The following is a 21,863-nucleotide window of genomic DNA, read 5'->3' as shown; positions in this document are numbered from 1 at the left end:
GATTCAAGGTTTAATGATTTAAGGTTTAAGGTTTAAGGTTTAAGGTTTAAGGTTTAAGGTTGAAGGTTTAAGGTTGAAGGTTTAAGGTTGAAGGTTTAAGGTTCAATGATTCAATGATTCAATGATTCAATGATTCAATGATTCAATGATTCAATGATTCAATGATTTAAGATTTAATGATTTAAGGTTTAATGATTCAATGATTTAATATTTAATGATTTAAGGTTTAAAGGTTTAAGGATTTAATATTTAATGATTTAAGATTTAATGATTATTTTTAATCTTTCAATTTTTCAATCTTTCAATTTTTCAATCTTTCAATTTTTCAATCTTTCAATTTTTCAATCTTTCAATTTTTCAATCTTTCAATTTTTCAATCTTTCAATTTTTCAATCTTTCAATTTTTCAATCTTTCAATTTTTCAATCTTTCAATTTTTCAATCTTTCAATTTTTCAATCTTTCAATTTTTCAATCTTTCAATTTTTCAATCTTTCAATTTTTCAATCTTTCAATTTTTCAATCTTTCAATTTTTCAATCTTTCAATTTTTCAATCTTTCAATTTTTCAATCTTTCAATTTTTCAATCTTTCAATTTTTCAATCTTTCAATTTTTCAATCTTTCAATTTTTCAATCTTTCAATTTTTCAATCTTTCAATTTTTCAATCTTTCAATTTTTCAATCTTTCAATTTTTCAATCTTTCAATTTTTCAATCTTTCAATTTTTTAATCTTTCAATTTTTCAATCTTTCAATTTTTCAATCTTTCAATTTTTCAATCTTTCAATTTTTCAATCTTTCAATTTTTCAATCTTTCAATTTTTCAATCTAATAATAGAAAAAAATAAAACAAATGAAAATAATAGCTGTAATACCTGCGCGTTATGCGTCAACTCGTTTTCCTGCTAAACTTATGCAAGATTTAGGTGGAAAAACGGTTATTTTAAGAACTTATGAAGCTGCAAAAAACACCCAACTTTTTGATGATGTTTTTGTAGTTACCGATTCGGAAATTATTTTTAAAGAAATCGAATCGAATGGGGGAAAGGTCATTATGAGCATCAAAGAACATGAAAGTGGAAGCGACCGAATTGCTGAAGCTGTTGAAAATATGGATGTTGATGTTGTGGTAAATGTTCAAGGAGATGAGCCTTTTATCAATAAAGAAGCTTTAGAAAGTTTGGTTAATGCTTTTAAAGCTGACGTAGAAAATAAAATTGATTTAGGCTCTGTGATGTATCAAATTACTGATAAAGAAGAAATCGATAATCCGAATAACGTAAAAGTGGTGGTTGATTATCATAATTTCGCACTTTATTTTTCTCGTTCTGTGATTCCGTTTCCAAGAGAAGAAAACGTTGGGGTTCGATATATGAAGCACATCGGAATTTATGCTTTCAGAAAATCTGCTTTGATGGATTTTTATAAACTTCCGATGAAAAGTTTAGAAGCTTCGGAAAAATTAGAACAATTACGTTATTTAGAATACGGAAAACGTATCAAAATGATTGAAACAGACAAAGGTTCAATCGGAATTGATACACCTGAAGATTTAGAAAAAGCTAAAAAAATGCTAACATCGATGTAGAATTTATCTTCTAATCGTACATTTGAAACAAAAATTATAATGAAAAAAATACTTAGTTTAATACTTTTAGCAACTGTTTTTATTCTGAATAGTTGTGGAATTAAAGACACAAAAACCGAATTGGAATCTTTAGCAAAATGTAAATTTCAGATTAAATCAATCCAAGAAATGACCATTGCTGGAACTCCTTTAGAGAAAATCGCTAAAAACGGAAATCTAGATTTGGGCAGTTTACCTGGAATTGCTATTGCAGCTTTACAGAAAAATATACCGTTGGACGCAATAATTAATTTAGAAATCACAAATCCGACTGATTCAAAAGCTTCCATTGACGAATTTGATTACATCATACTTTTTGAAAATAAAGAATTAGCAAACGGAACCGTGAATCAACAAATTTCTGTTCCATCAAAAGAAACTTCAGTTGTGCCAATTCAGATTAAAGGAGAAGTTTATAATATGATTTTCGGAAATGATAAAGCTTTATTGAATTTTTTACTTGGTGATAATTCATCTAAAGCAAATTTTACTATAAAAGTAAAACCAACTTTAACCGTTGCAGGTCAAAAAATTAAATATCCCGGATACATCAGCATTGATAAGCAATTAAGTAGAGATATATTGTTTAAATAATTTTAAAAGCCTTTCCAATTAACGGAAAGGCTTTTGTTTTTCATGGTGTTTTTTTCTAACGTAGATGATATTTGTCAAGTAATAAGTTGGTTAGTGATTTTTCTGAATTTGTTTTTCTTTTTTTGAAATGTTTCCAATACGATTTACCGTTAATCATTTTAAAACTATATTCCTCTATTTCTTTATTGTTTTCATCATCTTGGATGTAAATCGAAAATTCTGGAATCTCATTCTCAAACAAACCATCTTTTTTCAATTCTTTCAAACATTCAATTAGCAATAAATCTAGTTCTTCTTTTGTTAATGAATTTAGTTCATAAGCCATTTCTTTCTCCATTGGGGCGTGTTCGTTAGAAGAAAGATTCATTTCAGTTGCTGACCAAAATGCTGGATAATGAACTGATTTTTTTTCAAATTTGTCTTTTAAATTCTTTAATGTTCCAGAAACAGGTAAATAAATTGTATTGAAATTGTTTACTCTGTTTAGTATAAAAGTGTACAATCTATAATAACCACTTTGTTTTTTAATTTCAAAAAAGTTATCCCTGATTTTTTCTTTAATACTTTCTTTTAAAGTCAATGTAGTTTCCATGGGCGATTTTATTTTAAAAAATTATTTACATTTCTTTTTTGTTTAAAATAAAAATAACATATTTTATTTGTTAAAAAAAATATTTTATATAGAAAATTTAGTTTTATTTTAATTATATATGTTTTATTTTAGATTATTTATCTAGTAATTTGAATATTTTAAGAAAAATATTAACGTTAAAACTTGTAATAATTTGATTTCAAGTGTTTTATAAATAAAAGGCTTTGATTGAAACTTTGTGTCTTTTTTAATTGAAAATTAACGAAGATTATATTTTTCAACTAATAAATTTGTTAAAGAAATATTGTTATTCAGTTTTCTATTTTTGAATTGATTCCAATACATATTTCCATTGATAATTTTAAAACTATATTCATCTATTTCGATATTATTTTCTGCATTCTGAATATAAACAGAAAATTCAGGAATTTCATTTATAAATAAATCGTCTTGTTTTAATTCCTTTAAGCTTTCAATCAAAAGTAAATCAATTTCTTTTGGACTTAAAAGATTCAACTTTTGAAGTATATCTTGTTTTAAAGGTTCAAGATTTTCACAAGTGAGATTCATTTCATTTGCAGTCCAAAATGCAGGATAATTATAATTATTATCTTCAATTTTATCTTTCAAATTCTTTAAGGTTCCAGAAACAGGTAAAAACAATAAATTAGAATCATCTATTCTGTTTAATATAAAATTATACAATCTGTGACTTCTACTTTGATTTTTAATCTCTGAAAAATTTTCTATGATTTTATCTTTAATATTTTCTTTTAATAGAATTGAGTCTTTCATAACGTTTTTTTTATTTAAGTATTTTCTTTTTCTGTGAAATAAAACTACTTAATATTTGTTTATGAAAAAATCCCTGATTTCATGGATATTTAGCAAAAAAATAATGTATCTAAAATAAGATAGTTTTTTTTTCTTGCAATTAGATAATTATATGAAAATTATTCTGATTTATAAAAATGATTATAATTAAGAGAAGTATATTTTAAATTTGTTTTGATTTTGAATTGGGTCGCCGTCGTAAATGTTTTCACTAGTAATAGTTATTTCTTCATTGTTGATTTTAAATCTCAAATTTGAATTAGATTCATATATAATTTCAATAGTTTTAGATTTATAAAAATTCTTTACTTTCTCAAAATCGTCGTTTGTAAAAAAATATAAATTTCCTTGTAAATCATTATTAGCATCTTTAGTAATGTTGATTGAAGTTGTTGTACAATTTGGATAAATAGATATTTTATTTAAGATTATTTCTGGGATTTTTTCAGTTCCATCACCTTTATAATAATAATTGAATCCACCTTCACTATTTGGTGTTCCATTCAATGCCTGAGAATCTTCATAGTAGTTAACACCTATGATTACTACTGCAAAAATGGGAATTGAAATTAAAATACATTTTAATAAAAATTTAAAACGTTGTTTATCTTACAAAAAGAAAAAAAATGTTTCCATAGCTTTTTTTTAAAATTAATTATTCTTCATTTATATTATGCTCTTGTTCTTTTAGAATGCGTTCTTTCTCTTTATAATAAAGAGTTGAACAACGATCTGAAAAATCAAAGAAAGTTCCATCACTAAAATCTTCTAAATTGATTTCAATGAATTTCATTTTGGTTTTAATTGTTGGAATTTTAATCAATTCACCTTCTTCATTATTTGCTAAATGATCATAAAAATTCCAATTTCCAATATATTCTCCAGTCAATAAATTTACACTGGATTCGCCTGAGCCATCGTTTGCAGCATTTCCAAATTCATAACGACTCATACCAATCAATTGCATTTTTTTTGTCTTTTTGTTGTATCTGAATTGACTACTAATTCCTGATCGCATCCAGCTTATATTTATATAAAAACCATTTTTTGCATCAGTAACATAAATTCCATTTCCATAAGTTTCAATTAAATCATTAACAATTGGTTTAAATTTTTGTGTTGAAAGTTTACATATAACGGTATATGAATTTTCGTCATAATAAACAGAATCATCTATTCCATCAAAATCTAAATCTTTGATTAATTTTTCTTGTCCGAAAACAGAAAAACTAACCAAAAATAAAATCGATATGAGATTTATTTGTTTCATTTATAAAGTTTTAAATTGGTTCTATTTAGAAAAATACAGCTGGTAATCGCCGTTTTTATCAAAAATATAAACAGAATCACCACTTATACCAAAAGTGCCATCCCAACTGATATAATCGAAATACTTGTTAAGAATTTGACCGTCTGTTTTTAGTAAATTGAATTTTTTATCAGATTCAAAAACTCCGATTACGTTAGATTGATAGGTTGCATCTTCGCATTTTATGTCTGATGTAAGAATAAGATTTAATTTTTTGTTTTCAAATAGATAATAATTCCATTTTTTATTTTCGTAAAGCATAACATAGTTACCTATAAAAGCTGCCTTATCGTATTTAATCTCAGTTATTTCTTTTCCATTTGCTAACGAAATCCCATATTTATTGTTTTTCTTTAGAATCAAAAGATTGTCATTGTATTCAAACATCAAAAAATTTTGTTTATGAATTGAATCAAATTCAGTATTGAAAATTTCTTCTTGATTATTATTTATAAAATTATATTTTATGAATATAAATTTTCCGTTATCTAATTCTTTGATAAAATAATTTGGCGAAGATGGCTCAGCACAATAAATATAACCATTCTCTTTTTTTCCAGTTTTTAAATTATAAACTATTTTCCCATATTCAAAAAGTATAAATTTTTCAAACGAACTAAAATTGGGTGCAGTTTCATTTTTTGAATGGTAAACGACTTTTCCTTCTAAATCGATTAATATCCAATGATTGTTTTGTTTGGCAATTGCAGTCTTTCCAACAAAAGGATATGCCATTTCAAAACCCTCTTTTATTATTTTTTTCTTGGTTTTATTACTATAATAATAAAATAAATTTTTAGAATTTTCTTTCGATTTTTCACTTTTTACATAAGTTTCTGAATCGGATAATAAAACGGTTTCGCTTAATAAATTGAAATTTATTTTGTCTTCAAAAGGCTTGATGAAGTTTTGAGCTATCGTGATATTATTCATAAATAAGAAAATAATAATTAATTTCAAATAATTGATTCGCATAGTTTTTATTTAATTAAAGGTTTAAAATCATCGTAAGGTTATCGAAATAAGTGCCATCTTTTTTGAAAAAATTCTTGATAGTTCCGCTTTCTACAAATCCCATTTTTCGATATAAATTCAAACCTAATTCGTTTTGCACATAAACCTGAAGCCAAATGATTTCTAAAATAGGATTTGATTTTGACCAACAAATAATTTCGTTAAGTAGGGCAGAACCCAAACCAATATTTCGCCATTCTGCCAACATTCCCATTCCAATAACTGCTGTATGTTCCATCATTTGACGGCGAGAACCTGTTAAATCGATGTTTCCAATGATTTCATTATCAAATTCCGCAACTAAAAGCAATGAATTATTATAGGTCATAAATGACTGAATCCAATCGCGTTCTTGCTCAATTGTCAATTTTATTTCATGTTCGTATTTAGGTATATAATCACTTTGAGAAATGTATTTTTTTATACATGCCAAAAGTTGTTCTGCATCGGATATTTGAGCTTCTCTTATTATAATTTTCGCATTGTTTTTTAAAACGATTTCTTTTGTTTCGAATTTATTTTTCATTACGATTTGCTTTTTTACCAATTACTTTCACTACTATTTAAAGTATTGAATATTATATCATTCGGAACAGCATTATCAAATAAATGATGCTCTTTATTGACTTTAAATGTTTTATCTTTTGTTGTCATATCTTCAGACATAGTGTTTGTAATTTCTTCAATTAATTCTCCTTTTTGTAAATCGTAATATAAATTTTGCCAACTTCCAGCTCCAACATTATATGTTTCAATGTAAATAAGAACCATTTCGTTTTCGATGAATTTATAATGACTAAATAAATTCCCAACCAAACCACCCGAACCATATAAATTGATTTGCAGGACTTCATCTTCTATTTCAATGCTTTCTGAATCATAATTTTTAAAGTTGTCATCTGAAAATTCTTCAGGCATTGCAATCGTTGATAATTTTGCTAATGAAAAAGTTCTATCATCGTTTTGAAGCAAGATTAAAATTGGTCTTTCTGCGGTTTTGTCTTTTAAATTCCTAAGTACAATGGCAACATCTATTAAATTATCATTATTCAAATCTCCCTTAGTTTCATATTGAATTTCATAAGTATTAGATTTCGGAAGGAAATCTTTTGATTTTTTACCAGTTTTTGGGAATACAATTTCGGTTTCTGTAATTGTTTCAGTTGATTCAATAATTAGCGATTTTTTTTCTTCGATTAAAGTTTCATTTTTTTGTTTTTCACAAGAAAATAAAGTCAAAATAATTAAACTTACGATTGTAATTTTTTTCATTAAATCTTAAATTATTTTATTTACATTCTTTCCATTTTTTTTCTATAATATCAAGCTCTTCTTCATCCCAAACGAAACATTTTTTCTTAACCAAAATCATTTTATTATTTCTGAGTTTGTAAGTAATTTCGGTTTGTTTACCTCCTGCACAACATTGATTATATTCTATGATTCGTTTGTTTTCACTATCAAATTCAAGATTTATACCATAAATTCCACTCTCAAAATATGTATTAGTTTTTTTATTGTATAGAAAATATAAACTTGTAGTATTCGTGCCAGAATATGATCCTTCAAAAATTGAAAAATCTAATTCATCATCAAAATTGAAATCATTTATGATAAAACCATAAAACCCCATAAATTGGCATTTTACATCTAATTTTTGAATAAATTTATCCGTTTTCTTTTCAAAAATCTTTACTGCTGAAACATATAAATTCGATGTAATTGAATCATTTACAATCTGTAATTTAAAATAATGATTATTTGTCGTAACTGATTGAATAATATCTCGATTAACTAACGAATTGCTTTGATCTACTTCTAAATTAAATATTTGAGTAAAGTCGATTTTGTATTGTTCATTCGTCTTATAATTTTGCCAAATTCCATTGGCTTTTATTTGTTTGATATCGAAATCTTGAAATTCAATTTTAAATATTACATTTTTAATTGATCTTTTTCTATAAAGATTAAAGTGTTATTCTCTATTTGACCATAAATTGAAAAAGGTTCATCTTTATCTGTATCTACAAAAGTTGCTATTGGAGAACTATTTGATTTTATGTCTATTAACATTTCATACGGATTTTTATCTACAAAACCTTTATAGCTGGTTTGCGAGAACAAGCTTGTACTTGAGAAAAAGCCAATTAAAATAAGAAACCAATAAATTTTCATAGCATTGCATGTATAAAATGTTATTCACTGTCTTTCAGTAAAATGTATCCCATCATAACAGTTGTGTCAAAGTATATTTTTTTCGTTTTGCCATTAATTTTGGCTTTGACTTCATAACAAGGAATACCATCTTTTGAAAAATTGTTTTTTTTACTAATCACTTCCGCGTTCATAAAGTTTAAAATATCAAATATTTCGGAGATTTTTATTACATGATATCCCGTTTTACAAGAATTTCCATCTCCACTTTTCAAAATAGAATCTTTAAGTCCTGTTGAAATCTCTTTGTGTTTTAGCGATTCTGTTTCTTTATTACTTTCTAATAGAAATTCACTTAATAAATAATGAATACCAATTTCTGTGTAATCAACATCCAAAATCTGATAACATTGTTCAATGATTTTGTCATTGTTATCCGTTTTTGTACTTAATAATTCATTTAATGATTCAAGCATTGATTTTTTTAAATCTTGGTTCATAAATTCTTCACTCATTGAAAATACAGTTCTGAAATCTGCATAATCTATGTTTGTTTGTCCCGATTTTAATTTGATAACATAATTTGCATATTTTTCATTAGGATTCATTAATTCGTCAGATTTATGTTTTTGAGCGATTGAAACAAAACAAATCAAGATAAAACAAATACTAATTATGAATCGTTTACTGTTTTTTTTGACATGGTTTTATTTTAAATTAATTTACAACGGAAAAAAGCTTGATGAAAAACTAAATGATAAATACTAAAAAATATTTAAGTATTTGATTAATTCAATTTGTAAATATCTTCATAGACGATATATTCATTACGACTTATTGTATAAATCACTTTTCCTTTTTCGTCCATTATTAAGGCAACATCATCAGTCGTAGTATTCGGAAAATTTATCTGATAACCTCTACCATCAGAAAGTTTTATTCCATAAGTTTTTATAGAATTAGAAGTTTTAATTGAATTTTGAGTGTAATTATATTCCCGAGAATTTCCTAAAGTATCCTTAACAGAAAATGATTCTGGTTCAAAATTTATTTGAACTTGGTTTCCGTTTGAGTCTTTTGCTTTCCATAAACCTTTATAAAAATCGGAACCGCTACAAGAAGCAAGCATTGTAAAAACTAAAAATAAGAGTATAAATTTTAATGATTTCATAAGAAAAATTCAATTATTATGTTAGTAAATAAAACAATATTTAATTATTGTCTTTTATAACTATACTAACTTACGTATTTTTAAACAAAAAATAGATATATTAATTGAAGAATTTTATTGTTCAGTTTTTGAATTTATTTTTGGCATTTTAATATGAAAGTAAAAAAAATGGAGCAAATGCTCCATTCTTTATTTTTGAATTTCAAGTTTATTTAAAATCCAATCCAATTCTGGATCTTCCTTATTTATGATTTGTTCTGTAGTTGGAATTAATACTACATCAGGTCGAACTCCATGACCAAATTCATCTGTTTGTTCTGACGGACTAATATTCATAACACCTAAGCGCCATTTTAATTTCGAATTAGGAAGTGTTAAGATTGGTAATCTTCCAGCGACTGTTCCATTGTATGTTCCGCCTGTTTCATTTCCAATAAACGTGGCTCTTTTTGTACCTTTTAAATTTGAAGATATTATAGAAGCAGCAGAAAATGATAAACCATCAGTTAAAACAAATAATTCTCCATCATAATAATTTTCTTTTCGTTTATATTTTTTCTCTTCCTCTAATTTATAATAAAATTTTCCGTCTTTACCTTTTTTTGTTTTAAAAAATACTATTGGAGATTGAATTACATAAAAAGGAGAAAGCAACAAATAATGTAAAGCCGAACGTCCGGCGTGCATATAATATGGAAGTTTCCATTTCGATGTTACAACCGTAGGATTTAATAAAGTAAATTTTTCGTCCTTTGTTAAATAAGAGTATAACTCATTGATTTCTGTAACTCGTCCACCGGTATTACCTCTTAAATCCAGAACCAAATTTTGAATGTTTTTTTCTTTGATTTCCTTAAAAATTGCTTTGTAGGCTTTTTTATATTTTGTTCCTGTAAAGCTTTGGACTTTCAATACGGCAAACTTAGAATCTTTAGTTGGATAGGATAAATTAATTGAGTATTCATTTTTTGGTTTATTGTATCCGTAAATTCTATCTTTTTTGGCTAGAAGTTTTAAACTATCTCTTTGTGCACTACGTTGTTCTTTTGTAAGAATTTTTTTAATAGGTTTTAAAGTATCATTTTTTACAATTGCTGTAGAATCTTTTACAGCTTTTGATTTATTTGAAGTTTTAGATTTTTTAACTTCTTTCTTGAAAATACGATGCACAGTTTGTGTCGAAATAGAATCGGAACAATTAATTTTCATTGTCAATGAATCAACAATTCCTATTTCAGATGCATAATAACTTGTAACTTTACGACCAAACCATTTTTGAATAAACGTTTCATTTAAACCATCTGAAGTAATGGTTGGTCTGTATTTCTCATAGAATTTTTGAGGTGAGATTCCGTTAATATCTAAAATTATAGAACCTTCTTTAATTTCTTTATTTTTAGAATTATTCTTTAAAACATAAAGATTTCCATCATTCCATAAAAAATCAAACTGTGACAAAGGCGATTTACTTCCTTTATATTTCTTTTTATTTGTTTTTTCAAGTTGTTCGTTTAATAAATTCAAACTCATATGACCTTGACGAACAGAAGCTACAACTGGAGCTATTTTTAAATAAAAATCATTTGGTTTTAATGGTTGTGTAATCGTTTTAGAAAGGCTATCGAATTTTTTATGCAACGCTTCTTCTGAGATGTACAAATCTACATCTGGATGCATATTAAATAATTTTCTTTCCACGAACTTTACATCTTTCTTCATTTCATCAACAGAAAGTTCTGTGTTCATTCGAAGATTGTTTTTTTTACCAGAAGCGCATCCAATTAAAGCAATTGAAAGTAAAACAAAGGATATTTTTTTCATCGTTTTATTCAAATATAAACAAAATAAAAATAATATGAGAAACTGTAAAATTTATAGGTTCAGTAAAGTGAATTTGTTAATTTTTTTATCTAGTTATTGATTTTTTGATAAAAAGGTATTCTTGTTTGGGTGTTTAATTGTTAAAAATAAATTAAATATACCTGAAAACGGGGATGTTTTAGTGTTTTTATTCTTTCGATATTTGTCATGTAATTATTTCTAAAGATAGAAAAATGTTGTTGTTTATATTTTATGTTTAGAAAGTTTTTAAATAACAGGCCTAACCAACCACTTATTTAAAATTGAGAAAATAATTAAACAGTTTTTATTAGTTGTTTATTTTTTACTGTTTAAGTTTTCAAATAAAGTTTATTTGTCAATTTTTCTCATTTTTATGAAATTAGAACATCAATCTAATTATTAGTTATTTTTTAAAAGGAAGTGTAAAAAATCACTTCCTTTTTATTTCTTAGTATTTCCAAGTTAAAATTCGGCTTATTTTATTTCCTTGTTCCATATTTATGATTCTAACTTCTTTTGCTTCAGCTTTTTTAAGCAAATTTTGTAAAGGTTTCAAATTTTCTTTGTTAGAAACTAAAGTTGTAAACCAAATTGCTTGTGTCTTAAAATGTTTACTTTCATAAATGTAATTTGTGATGAAAGCTTTTTCACCACCTTCACACCAAAGTTCATTATTTTGTCCACTAAAATTCTGTACAGGTTTACCATTAATTTCCTTACCTAAATTTCTAAGTTTCTGACTAGTTTTAGATAAAACTTCTTCTTTTGATTTAAAAAAAGGAGGATTGCAAATTATAACATCAAAATATTCTTTTTCTTGAATAATATTTTTTAGAATATTTCTTTTATTTTCTTGTTTCCTGATTGTAACGTTATTTTTTAAGAAAGGATTGTTTTCAATGATGTTTTTTGCTGTTTTTATAGAATCATTATCAACCTCAGAACCAATAAATTCCCAATCATATTCTGCAACTCCGATTATTGGATAAATCGCATTTGCGCCAATTCCTAAATCTAAAATTTTCACACGTTTACCTGTTGGAATTTGATTATTATTTGTTTCTGCAAGCAAATCCGCTATATAATGAATGTAATCTGCTCTTCCAGGAATAGGTGGACAAAGATTCGTTTTTGGCATTTCCCAAAACGTAATTTTATATTCACTCATCAAAATAGCTTTGTTTAATAAAACCACAGCTTCTGGAATTGCAAAATCAATCGTATCAATACCTGAAGGATTCTTTTTTAAATAAGAAGATAATTCTGGAACAAATTTGATTAGTTTCTCAAAATCATACGATTTATGATGTCTGTTTCTAGGATGTAACTTCTTTTTGGTTTGATTTAAATCTTTCATATAATTGATATTTCTGCAAAATTAATTCATTTTAATGGTTTATTTGATTGGTAATTGATTTTTTAAGAATTAAAACGAATCCTCAAAAAAAGCAAATCGTATCTTTGTAAAAATATTTGTTTTATGAATCTGCTAGAAATCGCTAAATCAAGTTTGCAATCAACTATTAAAGGAAGATATTTAACTAATGAACATATTTTACCTCTTTTAGAAAGTTTGCCAAAAAGTTTTAATTTGAATGTTGAAGGAAAATCTGTTCTTGATAAAAATATTTATTCTTTAAAAATTGGTTCAGGTTCAACTAAAGTTTATATGTGGTCACAAATGCACGGAAACGAAAGCACGACAACAAAAGCGATTGTTGATTTTTTATATTTTTTGAATTCAGATACTAAAGAAGCAAAATCAATTTTAGAACATTTCACGATTTTTATAATTCCGATTTTAAATCCAGATGGTGCAGAAGCCTACACACGTGTAAATGCAAATCAAGTTGATTTAAATCGTGATTCTGTTGATTTATCACAACCAGAAAGTCAACTTCTTAGAAGATGTTTTGATGAATTTAAACCTGATTTTGCTTTTAATATGCACGATCAACGTACATTATTTGCAGCTGGAAACAAGAACATTCCTGCTACAATTTCTTTTCTAGCTCCTTCTTATAATAAGGAAACAGAAATCAATGAAGTTAGAAAAACGGCTATGCAAGTTATTTGTGAAATGAATGTTGAAGTTTCTAAATACATTCCAAATCAAATTGGACGTTTTGATGACGCATTTAATCTTAACTGTATTGGCGATCGCTTTACGAATCTTGGTGTTCCAACTATTTTGTTTGAAGCAGGACATTTTCCTAAAGATTATCAAAGAGAAGAAACTAGAAAAATTGTTTTTGTAGCTTTATTAAAAGCGCTTTTTTCAATTAAAGAACTTTCCTATATAAATCAGGATATTCAAGATTATTTCAAGATTCCCGAAAACCAAAAATTGATTAACGATATTTTATTAAGAGATATTAAGTTTAAAACAGAGGAAAATATTTCAATACGAAATTTAGGAATTCAATACAAAGAAGTGTTAAAATCTGAGGAAATTTCGTTTATTCCTATTTTTGATAATGAATTGATAGAAAATCATCAATTTGGTTATTTAGAAGTCGATGCGTCTGATTTTGAAATAACTAGAAATGCAGATATATGCGATTTATTGAATGAAATGAACCTTAAAAGAACAGAAAATGGAGTGTTTGATGTTAACTATTTATTAAAATATTAAAAAAGATTGCTTTTTCTTTAAATTATTTCAACAAAAGTTTTATTTTTGCATTCAGAAATAAGAATAAAAAAACAAAAGTTTTATGAGTAAATTTCGTTTAGATGAGATAGATCACCAGATCTTAGATATGTTGATTGATAATACAAGAGTTCCATTCACAGATATCGCTAAAAAATTGTTGATATCAGCTGGAACAGTTCACGTTCGTGTGAAAAAAATGGAAGATGCAGGAATTATTCAAGGTTCATCTTTGACTTTAGATTATGAAAAATTAGGTTATTCTTTCATTGCATATGTTGGAATTTTCTTACATAATACTTCACAAACTAAATTCGTTTTAGAAAGAATCAATGATATTCCTTTCGTAACCGTTGCTCACGTAACTACAGGTAAATTTAATATTTTCTGTAAAATTAGAGCTAAGAATACGCGACATGCAAAAGAAGTTATTTTCATGATTGATGATATTGATGGAGTTTACAGAACTGAATCAATGATTTCGTTAGAAGAAAGTATCAACGATAAAAAACGTTTAATGCATACTATCTTTAAAGATATGTAATAAATGTTTTATAAAAACGAAAAACCATTCAATTGAATGGTTTTTTTTGCTTTATTTCAAAAATTATAATTGATATTTTTTTATAAAACGATGTACTGACATTTCGGAAGTGTTATACTTTAGTCCAATTTGTTTTAAAGATATATTTTGATTACGTAAATCTTTGATAATCTCAATTTGATCTTCATCAATTTTTTGATTATTATTATTTAAATAACATTTTTCACTTGGTTTAATGTCATATTTTTTGTTGATTTCACTTTGAGTTACAAATTCTAAATTAGAAATACTTAAATCTTCTAAATCATTGTTTTTTAAAGTGATTTTAGGCATTTCAATAATGTTTTTATATTTATGCTTTCCAAAAACAAACATTACAAGTCGTGTAACTAAATGTTTACCAGATGCGCCTAAATCGTATGTGTAATAATATTTTTCTGATGTTTTTCCAGCACTTTTTACTTTTTTAAGAAATTTATTAGAACGCAAAGAATAAATTCTTCCATCTGAAAATATAATATAGTAAGGTGAAAATGGAAGTAATTTCCCATTCGTTTCAATTTGAGCTAATTTGTTTAACATTGAAAGCTGTTCCATTAATAATTTATTTAGAAATTCACTATAGATTTTTTTTTAATCAGGTTAAATTTTCAATGTGTTTTTTGGTTTGATCATACAAAAGTAATTTATTGTTTTAAAAATTAGTTTTTTTTAACATTAATTAGCTTGGTTTTAATTTGATTTAACATTTGTTGTTTTAATTAGAAAATAATTAAATTAATTATTTTTAGTTTTCAGTATGTTTTCTTTTGAAAATTAAATTTGTATTCAATATTACACTCATTATAAAAATAATAATTAAATTTTCTTACAATAATGTTTTATTCAAAAAAAACTTTTAATATTTATGTAATTGTTAAATAAAATAACTATATTGCTAAGGATTATTACTCAATTAGTCATCTTTATTAAATTTTTGTCTGTATTGAGACAAAGTTTGTTTGTTGTTTACTAAATAAAAGCTATCATTTATTGATAGCTTTTTATTTTATCATTAAATTTGAAGTAAAAATTACGAATATGTCAGGAAATACGTTTGGGAAGAATTTTAAGCTTACAACATTTGGTGAATCTCATGGAGATGCAATAGGAGGAGTGATAGATGGTTGTCCGGCTGGAATTTTAATTGATTTAGATTTTATTCAAACTGAATTAGACCGTAGAAAACCGGGTCAATCTAAAATTGTAACTCAACGTAAAGAATCAGATAAGGTTCAGTTTTTTTCTGGGATTTTTGAAGGTAAAACCACAGGTACTCCAATTGGTTTTATGATTCCTAATGAAAATAAAAAGTCACAGGATTACGATCATTTAAAAGATTTTTTCCGTCCAAGTCATGCAGATTTTACTTATCAGCAAAAATATGGTTATCGTGATTTTAGAGGTGGCGGAAGAAGTTCTGCACGTGAAACAGCTTGTCGTGTTGTTGGTGGTGCAATTGCTAAGCAGATAATTAATTCGATTTCAATTCAAGCTTATGTATCTTCTGTAGGTAATATTTCTCTTACTAAAAATTATAATGAATTAGATTTAACATTAATAGAATCAAATGATGTTCGTTGTCCCGATTTTGAAGTTGCGAACCAAATGGAAAATTTAATTAAAGATTTAAAGAAAAATGGCGATACAATTGGTGGAATTATTACATGTGTTATTAAAAATGTTCCAATTGGTTTAGGAAATCCTGTTTTTGATCGTTTAGAAGCAGAACTTGCCAAAGCAATGTTGAGTATCAATGCTTCTAAAGGTTTTGAATTTGGTAGTGGTTTTGACGGTACAACTATGTTTGGAAGCCAACATAACGATTATTTCAATGTTGATGGAACTACAAAAACAAATTATTCAGGTGGAATCCAAGGAGGAATAAGCAATGGAATGGATATTTATTTCCGTGTTGCATTCAAACCTGTTGCAACGTTGCTTCAAAAACAAGAAATGCTTTCTGTTTTAGGTGAATTAAAAGAAATTGAAGGAAGAGGACGTCATGATGCTTGTGTTTTACCCCGTGCCGTGCCAATTGTTGAAGCCATGGCTGCTTTGGTTTTGGCTGATTTTATTATCTAGTCAAAACATTCCATCATCAATAAAAAACCTTTTGTATATGTAATTTCGACTATTCCATCTTCAGAAACATGATTACTGCTTCCTGATCTAAAACCAATTTCTAAAGATTCGTTTTTTAAAGAATACGCTAAATTATTTGTTGTTATTCCGTTTACGATTCCTAGTGGAATTAATGATATAGGAGTGTTTTTCGGATACCATTTTTTAAATGATTTCGGTAGTAAAAATACTTTTGAATAATCATCTAATAAAACGATCTTCAATTTATCTTTAAATTTTATAACATTTGTTAAGTTTGTGATTGTATGATCAGCTCTGCGACCAGTTGCCCAAACAACATTTGCAGCTGGAATATTTCTTTCTATCAAATAGTTATAAGCTTTGTCTAAATCAGTAGAATTTTGATCTTCGACTTTTACAATTTCAATTGGGAATTGCAAATCTTTATATTTTTCAAAATCAAAATCACGGTCAAAATCACCAATCAAAACATCAATTTTTATTCCTAGTTCGATAACACGTTCAATAGCTGAATCTAAAACAACTACAAGTGGTGACCATTCAAGCAATTGATCTAATAATTCTCTGTTACAAGATTCTCCATTTGCAATTATTAATGCAGGTTCTTGATCGTCGCGAACAATATGATGTGAAGACATTTTTTAAATTAATGAGTTATATCTTTTGCACGAGGCTAAGAGTTTTTTTTAAAGTTATATTAAAAATTAAAAAGTATTTATATTCACTCTAAGAAACAATATAGTAATTCATCTCAAGGCAATAAATATAATTACTAAATAAACATTAGTAGCTTTCTTGATTAATTACTAAATCTAAAAATGTGTTACACTGAATTTTTTTTCCTTTTTATATTTATAAACATGCCCCAAAAAAGTGTATGTCTTTTTGGGACATGTTTAAAAAAGACTTTTTACTATTTATTAATTTTAATTTCAAACATTTTATCCCAGTTTTTACCAGTAACAAAATAAGTGTCTGTTTTTTTGTTGTAAGCTATTCCGTTTAAAACATCAAGGTCAGCGTGTTTTGTAACATTGTTTCTAAGAGTACTTAAATCAATTACGGCTTCAATAATTCCGTTTGTTGGATTAATCACAGCAATAGCTTCTTGACCATAAAAATTAGCAAAAATCTTACCATTAACCCATTCTAATTCGTTTATTGAAGGAACTGTTCCGTTTGGAGTGGATACAACAATGTAATCAATCATTTCAAAGGTTTCAGGATTTACAATATAAATTCTATCTGAACCATCAGTCATATATAAATTTGTACCATCGTTTGTTAAACCCCAACCTTCCATTTTTTTGAAATACGGAATTGTTTGTTCTTTTTCTAAAGTTTCTAAATTATAAACATAAGCTTCGTTATTTAGATAAGTAAGTTGAAATAATTTATTGTTAAGAATAGTTGCACCTTCACCAAAAATTGAATCAGGAAGTTCGTTGATTTTTAAAACTTCACCTGTTTGAGGATTTACTTTTCTTACACTCGATTTACCTTTCTTTCTGGTTCCAACTCCTTCACCATTTCCAGTACTTTCAATTAAAATATCACCGTAAAATTCTAAACCTTGTGTATATGCTTTAATATCGTGAGGATATGTGTTTAGAACTGTATACGATAAAATTTGAGGAGCAACATTAGAGTATATGTTAACTTTTATTGTACTTTCTGATTCTTGACCTTGTGAATAAACAATAGCTTTAATTGTTTTTGTTCCAAATTTTTCTTTAGATAACGAATAATTAAATGGTAATTTACCTTTTGTAGAGCCAATTTTTAAGTCGTTAGAAAAATATACAACTGAATCTATCACTGTGTTATTTGGATTATCAATTTCAAGCGGAAGTGTTTCATTTGTATGATAAGTCTGTTTTAACGTACTAGAATTAATAGAGAAAGTATTTTTTTTGTCATCATTACAAGCTGTAAATATTAGACCTAAAGTAAACAATGCTAAAATGTTATGTTTTTTCATTTCGTTTTTTTTATATACTACAATAATACAATAGATTTTTTTATTTACAAAGTACTTGTGAAAATATAAAATGTTTGTATATTTGCAGCGGCAAGTCCTACACGACCAGCTCCTGATGACTCCTCCAGGGTGGGAACGCAGCAAAGGTATTCGGTTGTAGCGGTGCGATGTAGGTCGCTTGCCATTTTTTAAAATAATACAGAAAACTCTACTTAAAAAAGTAGAGTTTTTTTGTTTGAAATCCTTTGAAGTTACTGGATTTGTTGTATATTTGCAGAAGCAAGTCCTACACGACCAGCTCCTAATGACTCCTCCAGGGCGGGAACGCAGCAAAGGTATTTGGTTGTAGCGGTGCGATGTAGGTCGCTTGCTTTTTTAAGAAATTACAAAAGAGCTTTTAGTTAATCTAAAGGCTCTTTTTGTTTATAGCAAAACTAGGAATACTGAAACAAAAAAATCAGCTTGAAAAGCTGATTTTTTTGTTTTTATCTTAATTCTGCACCAACTTCTGTTGCTAATTGTGATTGAACTTTTGACATAATTTTCTCGATTTGAGTATCAGTTAAAGTTTTATTTGCATCTTGAAGTTTGATACTAATTGCGTATGATTTTTTTCCTTCAGGAAGTTTATCTCCTTCATAGACATCAAATAACGAAATATCTGTAATGATGTTTTTATCAACTAATTTTACTGTTTGATAAATCTGATTGAAAGCAACTTCAGAGTTTATTAAAAGTGCTAAATCACGTTTAACTACTGGGAATTTATTGATTTCTGTAAATTTGATTTTAGCAGAAATTAAAGTCAATACATTATCCCATTTAAAATCGGCATAGAAAACATCTTGTTTGATATCAAAATGTTTTGCAATTGATTTTTTAACTAAACCAAAATCTAAAATCTTTCTATCTCCAACAAAATATGACATTCCTTCAGCGAAAATATCACTTTCGGTTGGTTTTGCATTGTATTTGTTAATTCCTAAACGTTCTAAAGCAACTTCAATATATCCTTTAAAAGTGAAGAAATCCATCGGTTGAACTTTAATATTCCAGTTTGATTGTGTAATATTTCCAGTTGCAAATAACGTCATATGTTTGTTTTCTTCGTAACCAACTAAAGTTTTAGCGTAGGTTTTTCCGAATTCAAAATATTTTAAATCGGTGTTTTTTCTATTGATATTGAATGATATCGATTCTAAACCACCAAATAATAAGGTTTGTCTCATAATTGACAAATCATTACTTAAAGGATTTAAAATTTTTACTTGATTATTTTCATTTAATTCGTTTACCAAAGTAGAGTAGGTAGGCGTAGTTAATGAATTTGCCATAATTTCATTAAAACCTTGACTTACTAATTGGTTTGCTATGATATTCTGAACTTTATAATCTTCAGTTCTTGAACTATTTGAAATAGTAGCGTTTAATTTTGAACCCGTTTTGATATTATTAAAACCATAAACGCGTAAAATTTCTTCAATCACATCAATTTCACGTTGTACATCAACTCGGTATGAAGGAACAGTTAAACCTAAACCTAAATCAGAAATGCTATTAACTTTGATGTCTAATGAAACTAAGATTTTTTTGATGGTTTCTTTAGATATTTCTTCACCTAAAATTCTATTTACATTATTGAAGTTTAAGAATACATTGAAATCCTCAACTTTTTTATTGTAAATATCAACAATATCCGATGTTATTTCACCACCTGCGATTTCCATAATTAAAAGAGCAGCTCGTTTTAATGCATAAACCGTAATGTTTGGGTCGATTCCTCTTTCAAAACGGAAAGATGCATCTGTACTGATTCCGTGTCTTTTCGCAGTTTTACGTACAGAAACAGGATTAAAATAAGCACTTTCTAAGAAGATAGAAGTTGTTGTTGCCGAAACTCCTGAATAACTTCCTCCTAAAACTCCTGCAATACATAACGGACTTTTATCATCACATATAACAATATCCTCTTCGTGTAATTCACGAACGATTCCATCTAAAGTTTCAAATTTAGTTCCAGTTGGTACGTTTTTAACATAGATTTTATTTCCTTTAATTCTTGCCGAATCAAAAGCGTGAAGAGGTTGACCTAATTCGTGTAAAACGTAATTTGTAGCGTCAACGATATTATTTTTTGGAGTGATTCCAATTGCTTTTAATCGATTTTGTAACCAATCTGGAGAAGATTTTACTTCTACGTCAGAAATGGTAACTCCAGCATAACGTGGAGTTTGTTTGCTGTCAGCAACGTCGATATCGTATTTTAATGTACGTTTTTCGACTTTAAATTTTGTAACAGATGGAGTAAGAATTTCAGAAATATGTTGGTTTGGATTGTTTTGTAACATCCCTGCACGTAAATCACGTGCAACACCTAAATGGCTCATTGCATCAGCACGATTTGGTGTTAAACCAATTTCTAAAACATCATCTGTTGTAATTTCAAAAACTTCTGCAGCTGGTGTTCCAGGTTTTAAAGCATCACTTAAAACCATAATTCCGTCGTGAGATTCTCCTAAACCAAGTTCATCTTCAGCGCAAATCATACCAAAACTTTCTTCGCCACGAATCTTTCCTTTTTTAATTTGGAACGATTCTCCGTCTTTATCGTAAAGTGTTGTGCCAATTGTTGCAACTACTACTTTTTGACCAGCAGCTACATTTGCAGCACCACAAACGATTTGAACTGGAGCTTCACCATTTCCTAAATCAACTTTGGTAATTTTTAATTTGTCTGCATTCGGATGTTGTTCGCACGAAATAACGTGTCCAACAACCACACCTTTTAAACCACCTTTTAAACTTTCGTAAGGATAAATTCCTTCTACTTCTAAACCTAAATCAGTTAATAAAGCAGCCGTTTCTTCGATAGGAGTTTCTAATTTGATGAATTGTTTTAACCAGTTATATGAAATTTGCATCAGTTTGTTTTTTTAAAAGGCAAATATACGCATTGCCATATTTTAATAGAAATTAATTAGTGGTTTTATTTTTATAAAAATTTCGCTTTTATTTCTGGAGTAGGAATCATACAAGCTTCTTTTTTACCATACCAATTGTATCTGTTTTTAGCAAAATAATTATATCCTAAATCAGCTAAACTACTTGGTAATATGCTTAGTAACTTAATTAATGTAAAGCCAGAATTTAACTGTCGTGCAATTTTAAAAATCGCCTCACTTTTTACATAATAGGCAAACCCAGGTTGATAAAGTACAATGCTATCTATATTTGGATTAATTCCAATGTACTTGATAATTTCTTGTCCTTTTTCAGATTGAAGTGCAACAAATCGAAATAAATCTTTGTTGTCAGATTCTATAATTTTATTTACAATATCGTTACAATAATTGCAAACTCCATCAAATAGTATAATTTGTTTTTCTTTTGGGAATTCCATTTTTT

General features: G+C 27.0%; 23 protein-coding genes and 2 other RNA genes. 7 read left to right on the top strand and 18 right to left on the bottom strand.

What is annotated here, in order from left to right:
- Nucleotides 1-851: 851 nt before the first annotated feature.
- Nucleotides 852-1,586, top strand: a complete 735-nt coding sequence (kdsB, locus tag EG240_RS09390; RefSeq protein ID WP_125019138.1) for a 3-deoxy-manno-octulosonate cytidylyltransferase — start codon at nucleotides 852-854, stop codon at nucleotides 1,584-1,586.
- Between the two features lie 39 nt (nucleotides 1,587-1,625).
- Nucleotides 1,626-2,219: an NDR1/HIN1-like protein gene (locus EG240_RS09385; protein ID WP_125019137.1), complete on the top strand. Its 594-nt coding sequence runs from the start codon at nucleotides 1,626-1,628 to the stop codon at nucleotides 2,217-2,219.
- A gap of 55 nt (nucleotides 2,220-2,274) precedes the next feature.
- Here EG240_RS09385 and EG240_RS09380 read toward each other — a convergent pair whose 3' ends face one another.
- From EG240_RS09380 to rlmF, 13 genes are all read right to left on the bottom strand, one after another.
- Entirely contained in the window at nucleotides 2,275-2,811 is a 537-nt protein-coding gene (locus EG240_RS09380; protein ID WP_125019136.1) for a hypothetical protein, read from the bottom strand.
- 258 nt (nucleotides 2,812-3,069) lie between these two features.
- Nucleotides 3,070-3,606 (bottom strand): hypothetical protein, encoded by a 537-nt coding sequence (locus EG240_RS09375; RefSeq protein ID WP_125019135.1) that lies wholly within the window; start codon nucleotides 3,604-3,606, stop codon nucleotides 3,070-3,072.
- Nucleotides 3,607-3,792: 186 nt separating this feature from the next.
- On the bottom strand, nucleotides 3,793-4,152 hold the full coding sequence (locus EG240_RS09370) for a hypothetical protein (RefSeq protein WP_125019134.1): 360 nt from the start codon (nucleotides 4,150-4,152) through the stop codon (nucleotides 3,793-3,795).
- Nucleotides 4,153-4,300: 148 nt separating this feature from the next.
- Nucleotides 4,301-4,915, bottom strand: a complete 615-nt coding sequence (locus EG240_RS09365; protein WP_125019133.1) for a hypothetical protein — start codon at nucleotides 4,913-4,915, stop codon at nucleotides 4,301-4,303.
- Between the two features lie 21 nt (nucleotides 4,916-4,936).
- Nucleotides 4,937-5,929, bottom strand: a complete 993-nt coding sequence (locus EG240_RS09360; protein WP_125019132.1) for a WG repeat-containing protein — start codon at nucleotides 5,927-5,929, stop codon at nucleotides 4,937-4,939.
- A gap of 13 nt (nucleotides 5,930-5,942) precedes the next feature.
- Nucleotides 5,943-6,494 carry a GNAT family N-acetyltransferase gene (locus EG240_RS09355; RefSeq protein ID WP_125019131.1) on the bottom strand — a complete coding sequence of 184 codons (552 nt, stop codon included), beginning with the start codon at nucleotides 6,492-6,494 and terminating at the stop codon, nucleotides 5,943-5,945.
- Between the two features lie 14 nt (nucleotides 6,495-6,508).
- Nucleotides 6,509-7,240, bottom strand: coding sequence for a hypothetical protein (locus EG240_RS09350; RefSeq protein WP_125019130.1), 732 nt, complete (start codon nucleotides 7,238-7,240; stop codon nucleotides 6,509-6,511).
- 16 nt (nucleotides 7,241-7,256) lie between these two features.
- On the bottom strand, nucleotides 7,257-7,601 hold the full coding sequence (locus EG240_RS09345) for an XAC2610-related protein (RefSeq protein ID WP_125019129.1): 345 nt from the start codon (nucleotides 7,599-7,601) through the stop codon (nucleotides 7,257-7,259).
- 302 nt (nucleotides 7,602-7,903) lie between these two features.
- Nucleotides 7,904-8,143 carry a hypothetical protein gene (locus tag EG240_RS09340; protein WP_125019128.1) on the bottom strand — a complete coding sequence of 80 codons (240 nt, stop codon included), beginning with the start codon at nucleotides 8,141-8,143 and terminating at the stop codon, nucleotides 7,904-7,906.
- Between the two features lie 20 nt (nucleotides 8,144-8,163).
- On the bottom strand, nucleotides 8,164-8,730 hold the full coding sequence (locus tag EG240_RS09335; protein ID WP_125019127.1) for a DUF4919 domain-containing protein: 567 nt from the start codon (nucleotides 8,728-8,730) through the stop codon (nucleotides 8,164-8,166).
- A gap of 179 nt (nucleotides 8,731-8,909) precedes the next feature.
- Nucleotides 8,910-9,293: a hypothetical protein gene (locus EG240_RS09330; RefSeq protein ID WP_125019126.1), complete on the bottom strand. Its 384-nt coding sequence runs from the start codon at nucleotides 9,291-9,293 to the stop codon at nucleotides 8,910-8,912.
- A 189-nt stretch (nucleotides 9,294-9,482) separates the two neighbouring features.
- The gene (locus EG240_RS09325; RefSeq protein ID WP_125019125.1) at nucleotides 9,483-11,114 is read right to left on the bottom strand and encodes a S41 family peptidase; all 1,632 of its coding nucleotides are present in this window, start codon (nucleotides 11,112-11,114) and stop codon (nucleotides 9,483-9,485) included.
- Between the two features lie 469 nt (nucleotides 11,115-11,583).
- A complete protein-coding gene (rlmF, locus tag EG240_RS09320) occupies nucleotides 11,584-12,492 on the bottom strand; it encodes a 23S rRNA (adenine(1618)-N(6))-methyltransferase RlmF (protein WP_125019124.1) in 909 nt (302 codons plus the stop codon).
- 123 nt (nucleotides 12,493-12,615) lie between these two features.
- Between rlmF and EG240_RS09315 the strand changes: the two genes are divergently transcribed.
- Nucleotides 12,616-13,770 (top strand): M14 family metallopeptidase, encoded by a 1,155-nt coding sequence (locus tag EG240_RS09315; protein WP_125019123.1) that lies wholly within the window; start codon nucleotides 12,616-12,618, stop codon nucleotides 13,768-13,770.
- 82 nt (nucleotides 13,771-13,852) lie between these two features.
- Entirely contained in the window at nucleotides 13,853-14,332 is a 480-nt protein-coding gene (locus tag EG240_RS09310) for an Lrp/AsnC family transcriptional regulator (RefSeq protein WP_125019122.1), read from the top strand.
- A 63-nt stretch (nucleotides 14,333-14,395) separates the two neighbouring features.
- On the opposite strand, the gene EG240_RS09305 is transcribed toward EG240_RS09310, so the two are convergent.
- Entirely contained in the window at nucleotides 14,396-14,929 is a 534-nt protein-coding gene (locus tag EG240_RS09305; protein ID WP_125019121.1) for a hypothetical protein, read from the bottom strand.
- 483 nt (nucleotides 14,930-15,412) lie between these two features.
- On the opposite strand from EG240_RS09305, the gene aroC reads away from it, so the two are divergent.
- On the top strand, nucleotides 15,413-16,456 hold the full coding sequence (aroC, locus tag EG240_RS09300; protein ID WP_125019120.1) for a chorismate synthase: 1,044 nt from the start codon (nucleotides 15,413-15,415) through the stop codon (nucleotides 16,454-16,456).
- Here the strand turns inward: aroC and EG240_RS09295 are convergent.
- Nucleotides 16,453-17,115, bottom strand: a complete 663-nt coding sequence (locus EG240_RS09295) for a thiamine diphosphokinase (RefSeq protein WP_125019119.1) — start codon at nucleotides 17,113-17,115, stop codon at nucleotides 16,453-16,455. The genes aroC and EG240_RS09295 overlap by 4 nt on opposite strands.
- 275 nt (nucleotides 17,116-17,390) lie before the next feature.
- Complete coding sequence (locus tag EG240_RS09290; protein ID WP_125019118.1) at nucleotides 17,391-18,458, bottom strand: glutaminyl-peptide cyclotransferase; 1,068 nt, start codon at nucleotides 18,456-18,458, stop codon at nucleotides 17,391-17,393.
- Between the two features lie 88 nt (nucleotides 18,459-18,546).
- Here EG240_RS09290 and ffs (EG240_RS09285) point away from each other — a divergent pair.
- Together ffs (EG240_RS09285) and ffs (EG240_RS09280) are read left to right on the top strand one after the other, a co-directional pair.
- Nucleotides 18,547-18,644, top strand: an RNA gene (gene ffs, locus EG240_RS09285) — signal recognition particle sRNA small type.
- A gap of 91 nt (nucleotides 18,645-18,735) precedes the next feature.
- An RNA gene (ffs, locus tag EG240_RS09280) (signal recognition particle sRNA small type) lies at nucleotides 18,736-18,833 on the top strand.
- A 110-nt stretch (nucleotides 18,834-18,943) separates the two neighbouring features.
- Here ffs (EG240_RS09280) and pheT read toward each other — a convergent pair.
- Together pheT and EG240_RS09270 are read right to left on the bottom strand one after the other, a co-directional pair.
- On the bottom strand, nucleotides 18,944-21,379 hold the full coding sequence (gene pheT, locus EG240_RS09275; protein WP_125019117.1) for a phenylalanine--tRNA ligase subunit beta: 2,436 nt from the start codon (nucleotides 21,377-21,379) through the stop codon (nucleotides 18,944-18,946).
- Nucleotides 21,380-21,450: 71 nt separating this feature from the next.
- A complete protein-coding gene (locus EG240_RS09270; protein WP_125019116.1) occupies nucleotides 21,451-21,858 on the bottom strand; it encodes a thiol-disulfide oxidoreductase DCC family protein in 408 nt (135 codons plus the stop codon).
- Between the last annotated feature and the right edge of the window lie 5 nt (nucleotides 21,859-21,863).

Origin of the sequence: Paenimyroides tangerinum, from assembly GCF_003865405.1 — a bacterium.
Classification (GTDB): Bacteria; Bacteroidota; Bacteroidia; order Flavobacteriales; family Flavobacteriaceae; genus Flavobacterium; species Flavobacterium tangerinum.
The sequence above is the reverse complement of the archived record's forward strand: the minus strand, read 5'-3'. Positions and strand labels throughout refer to the sequence as shown.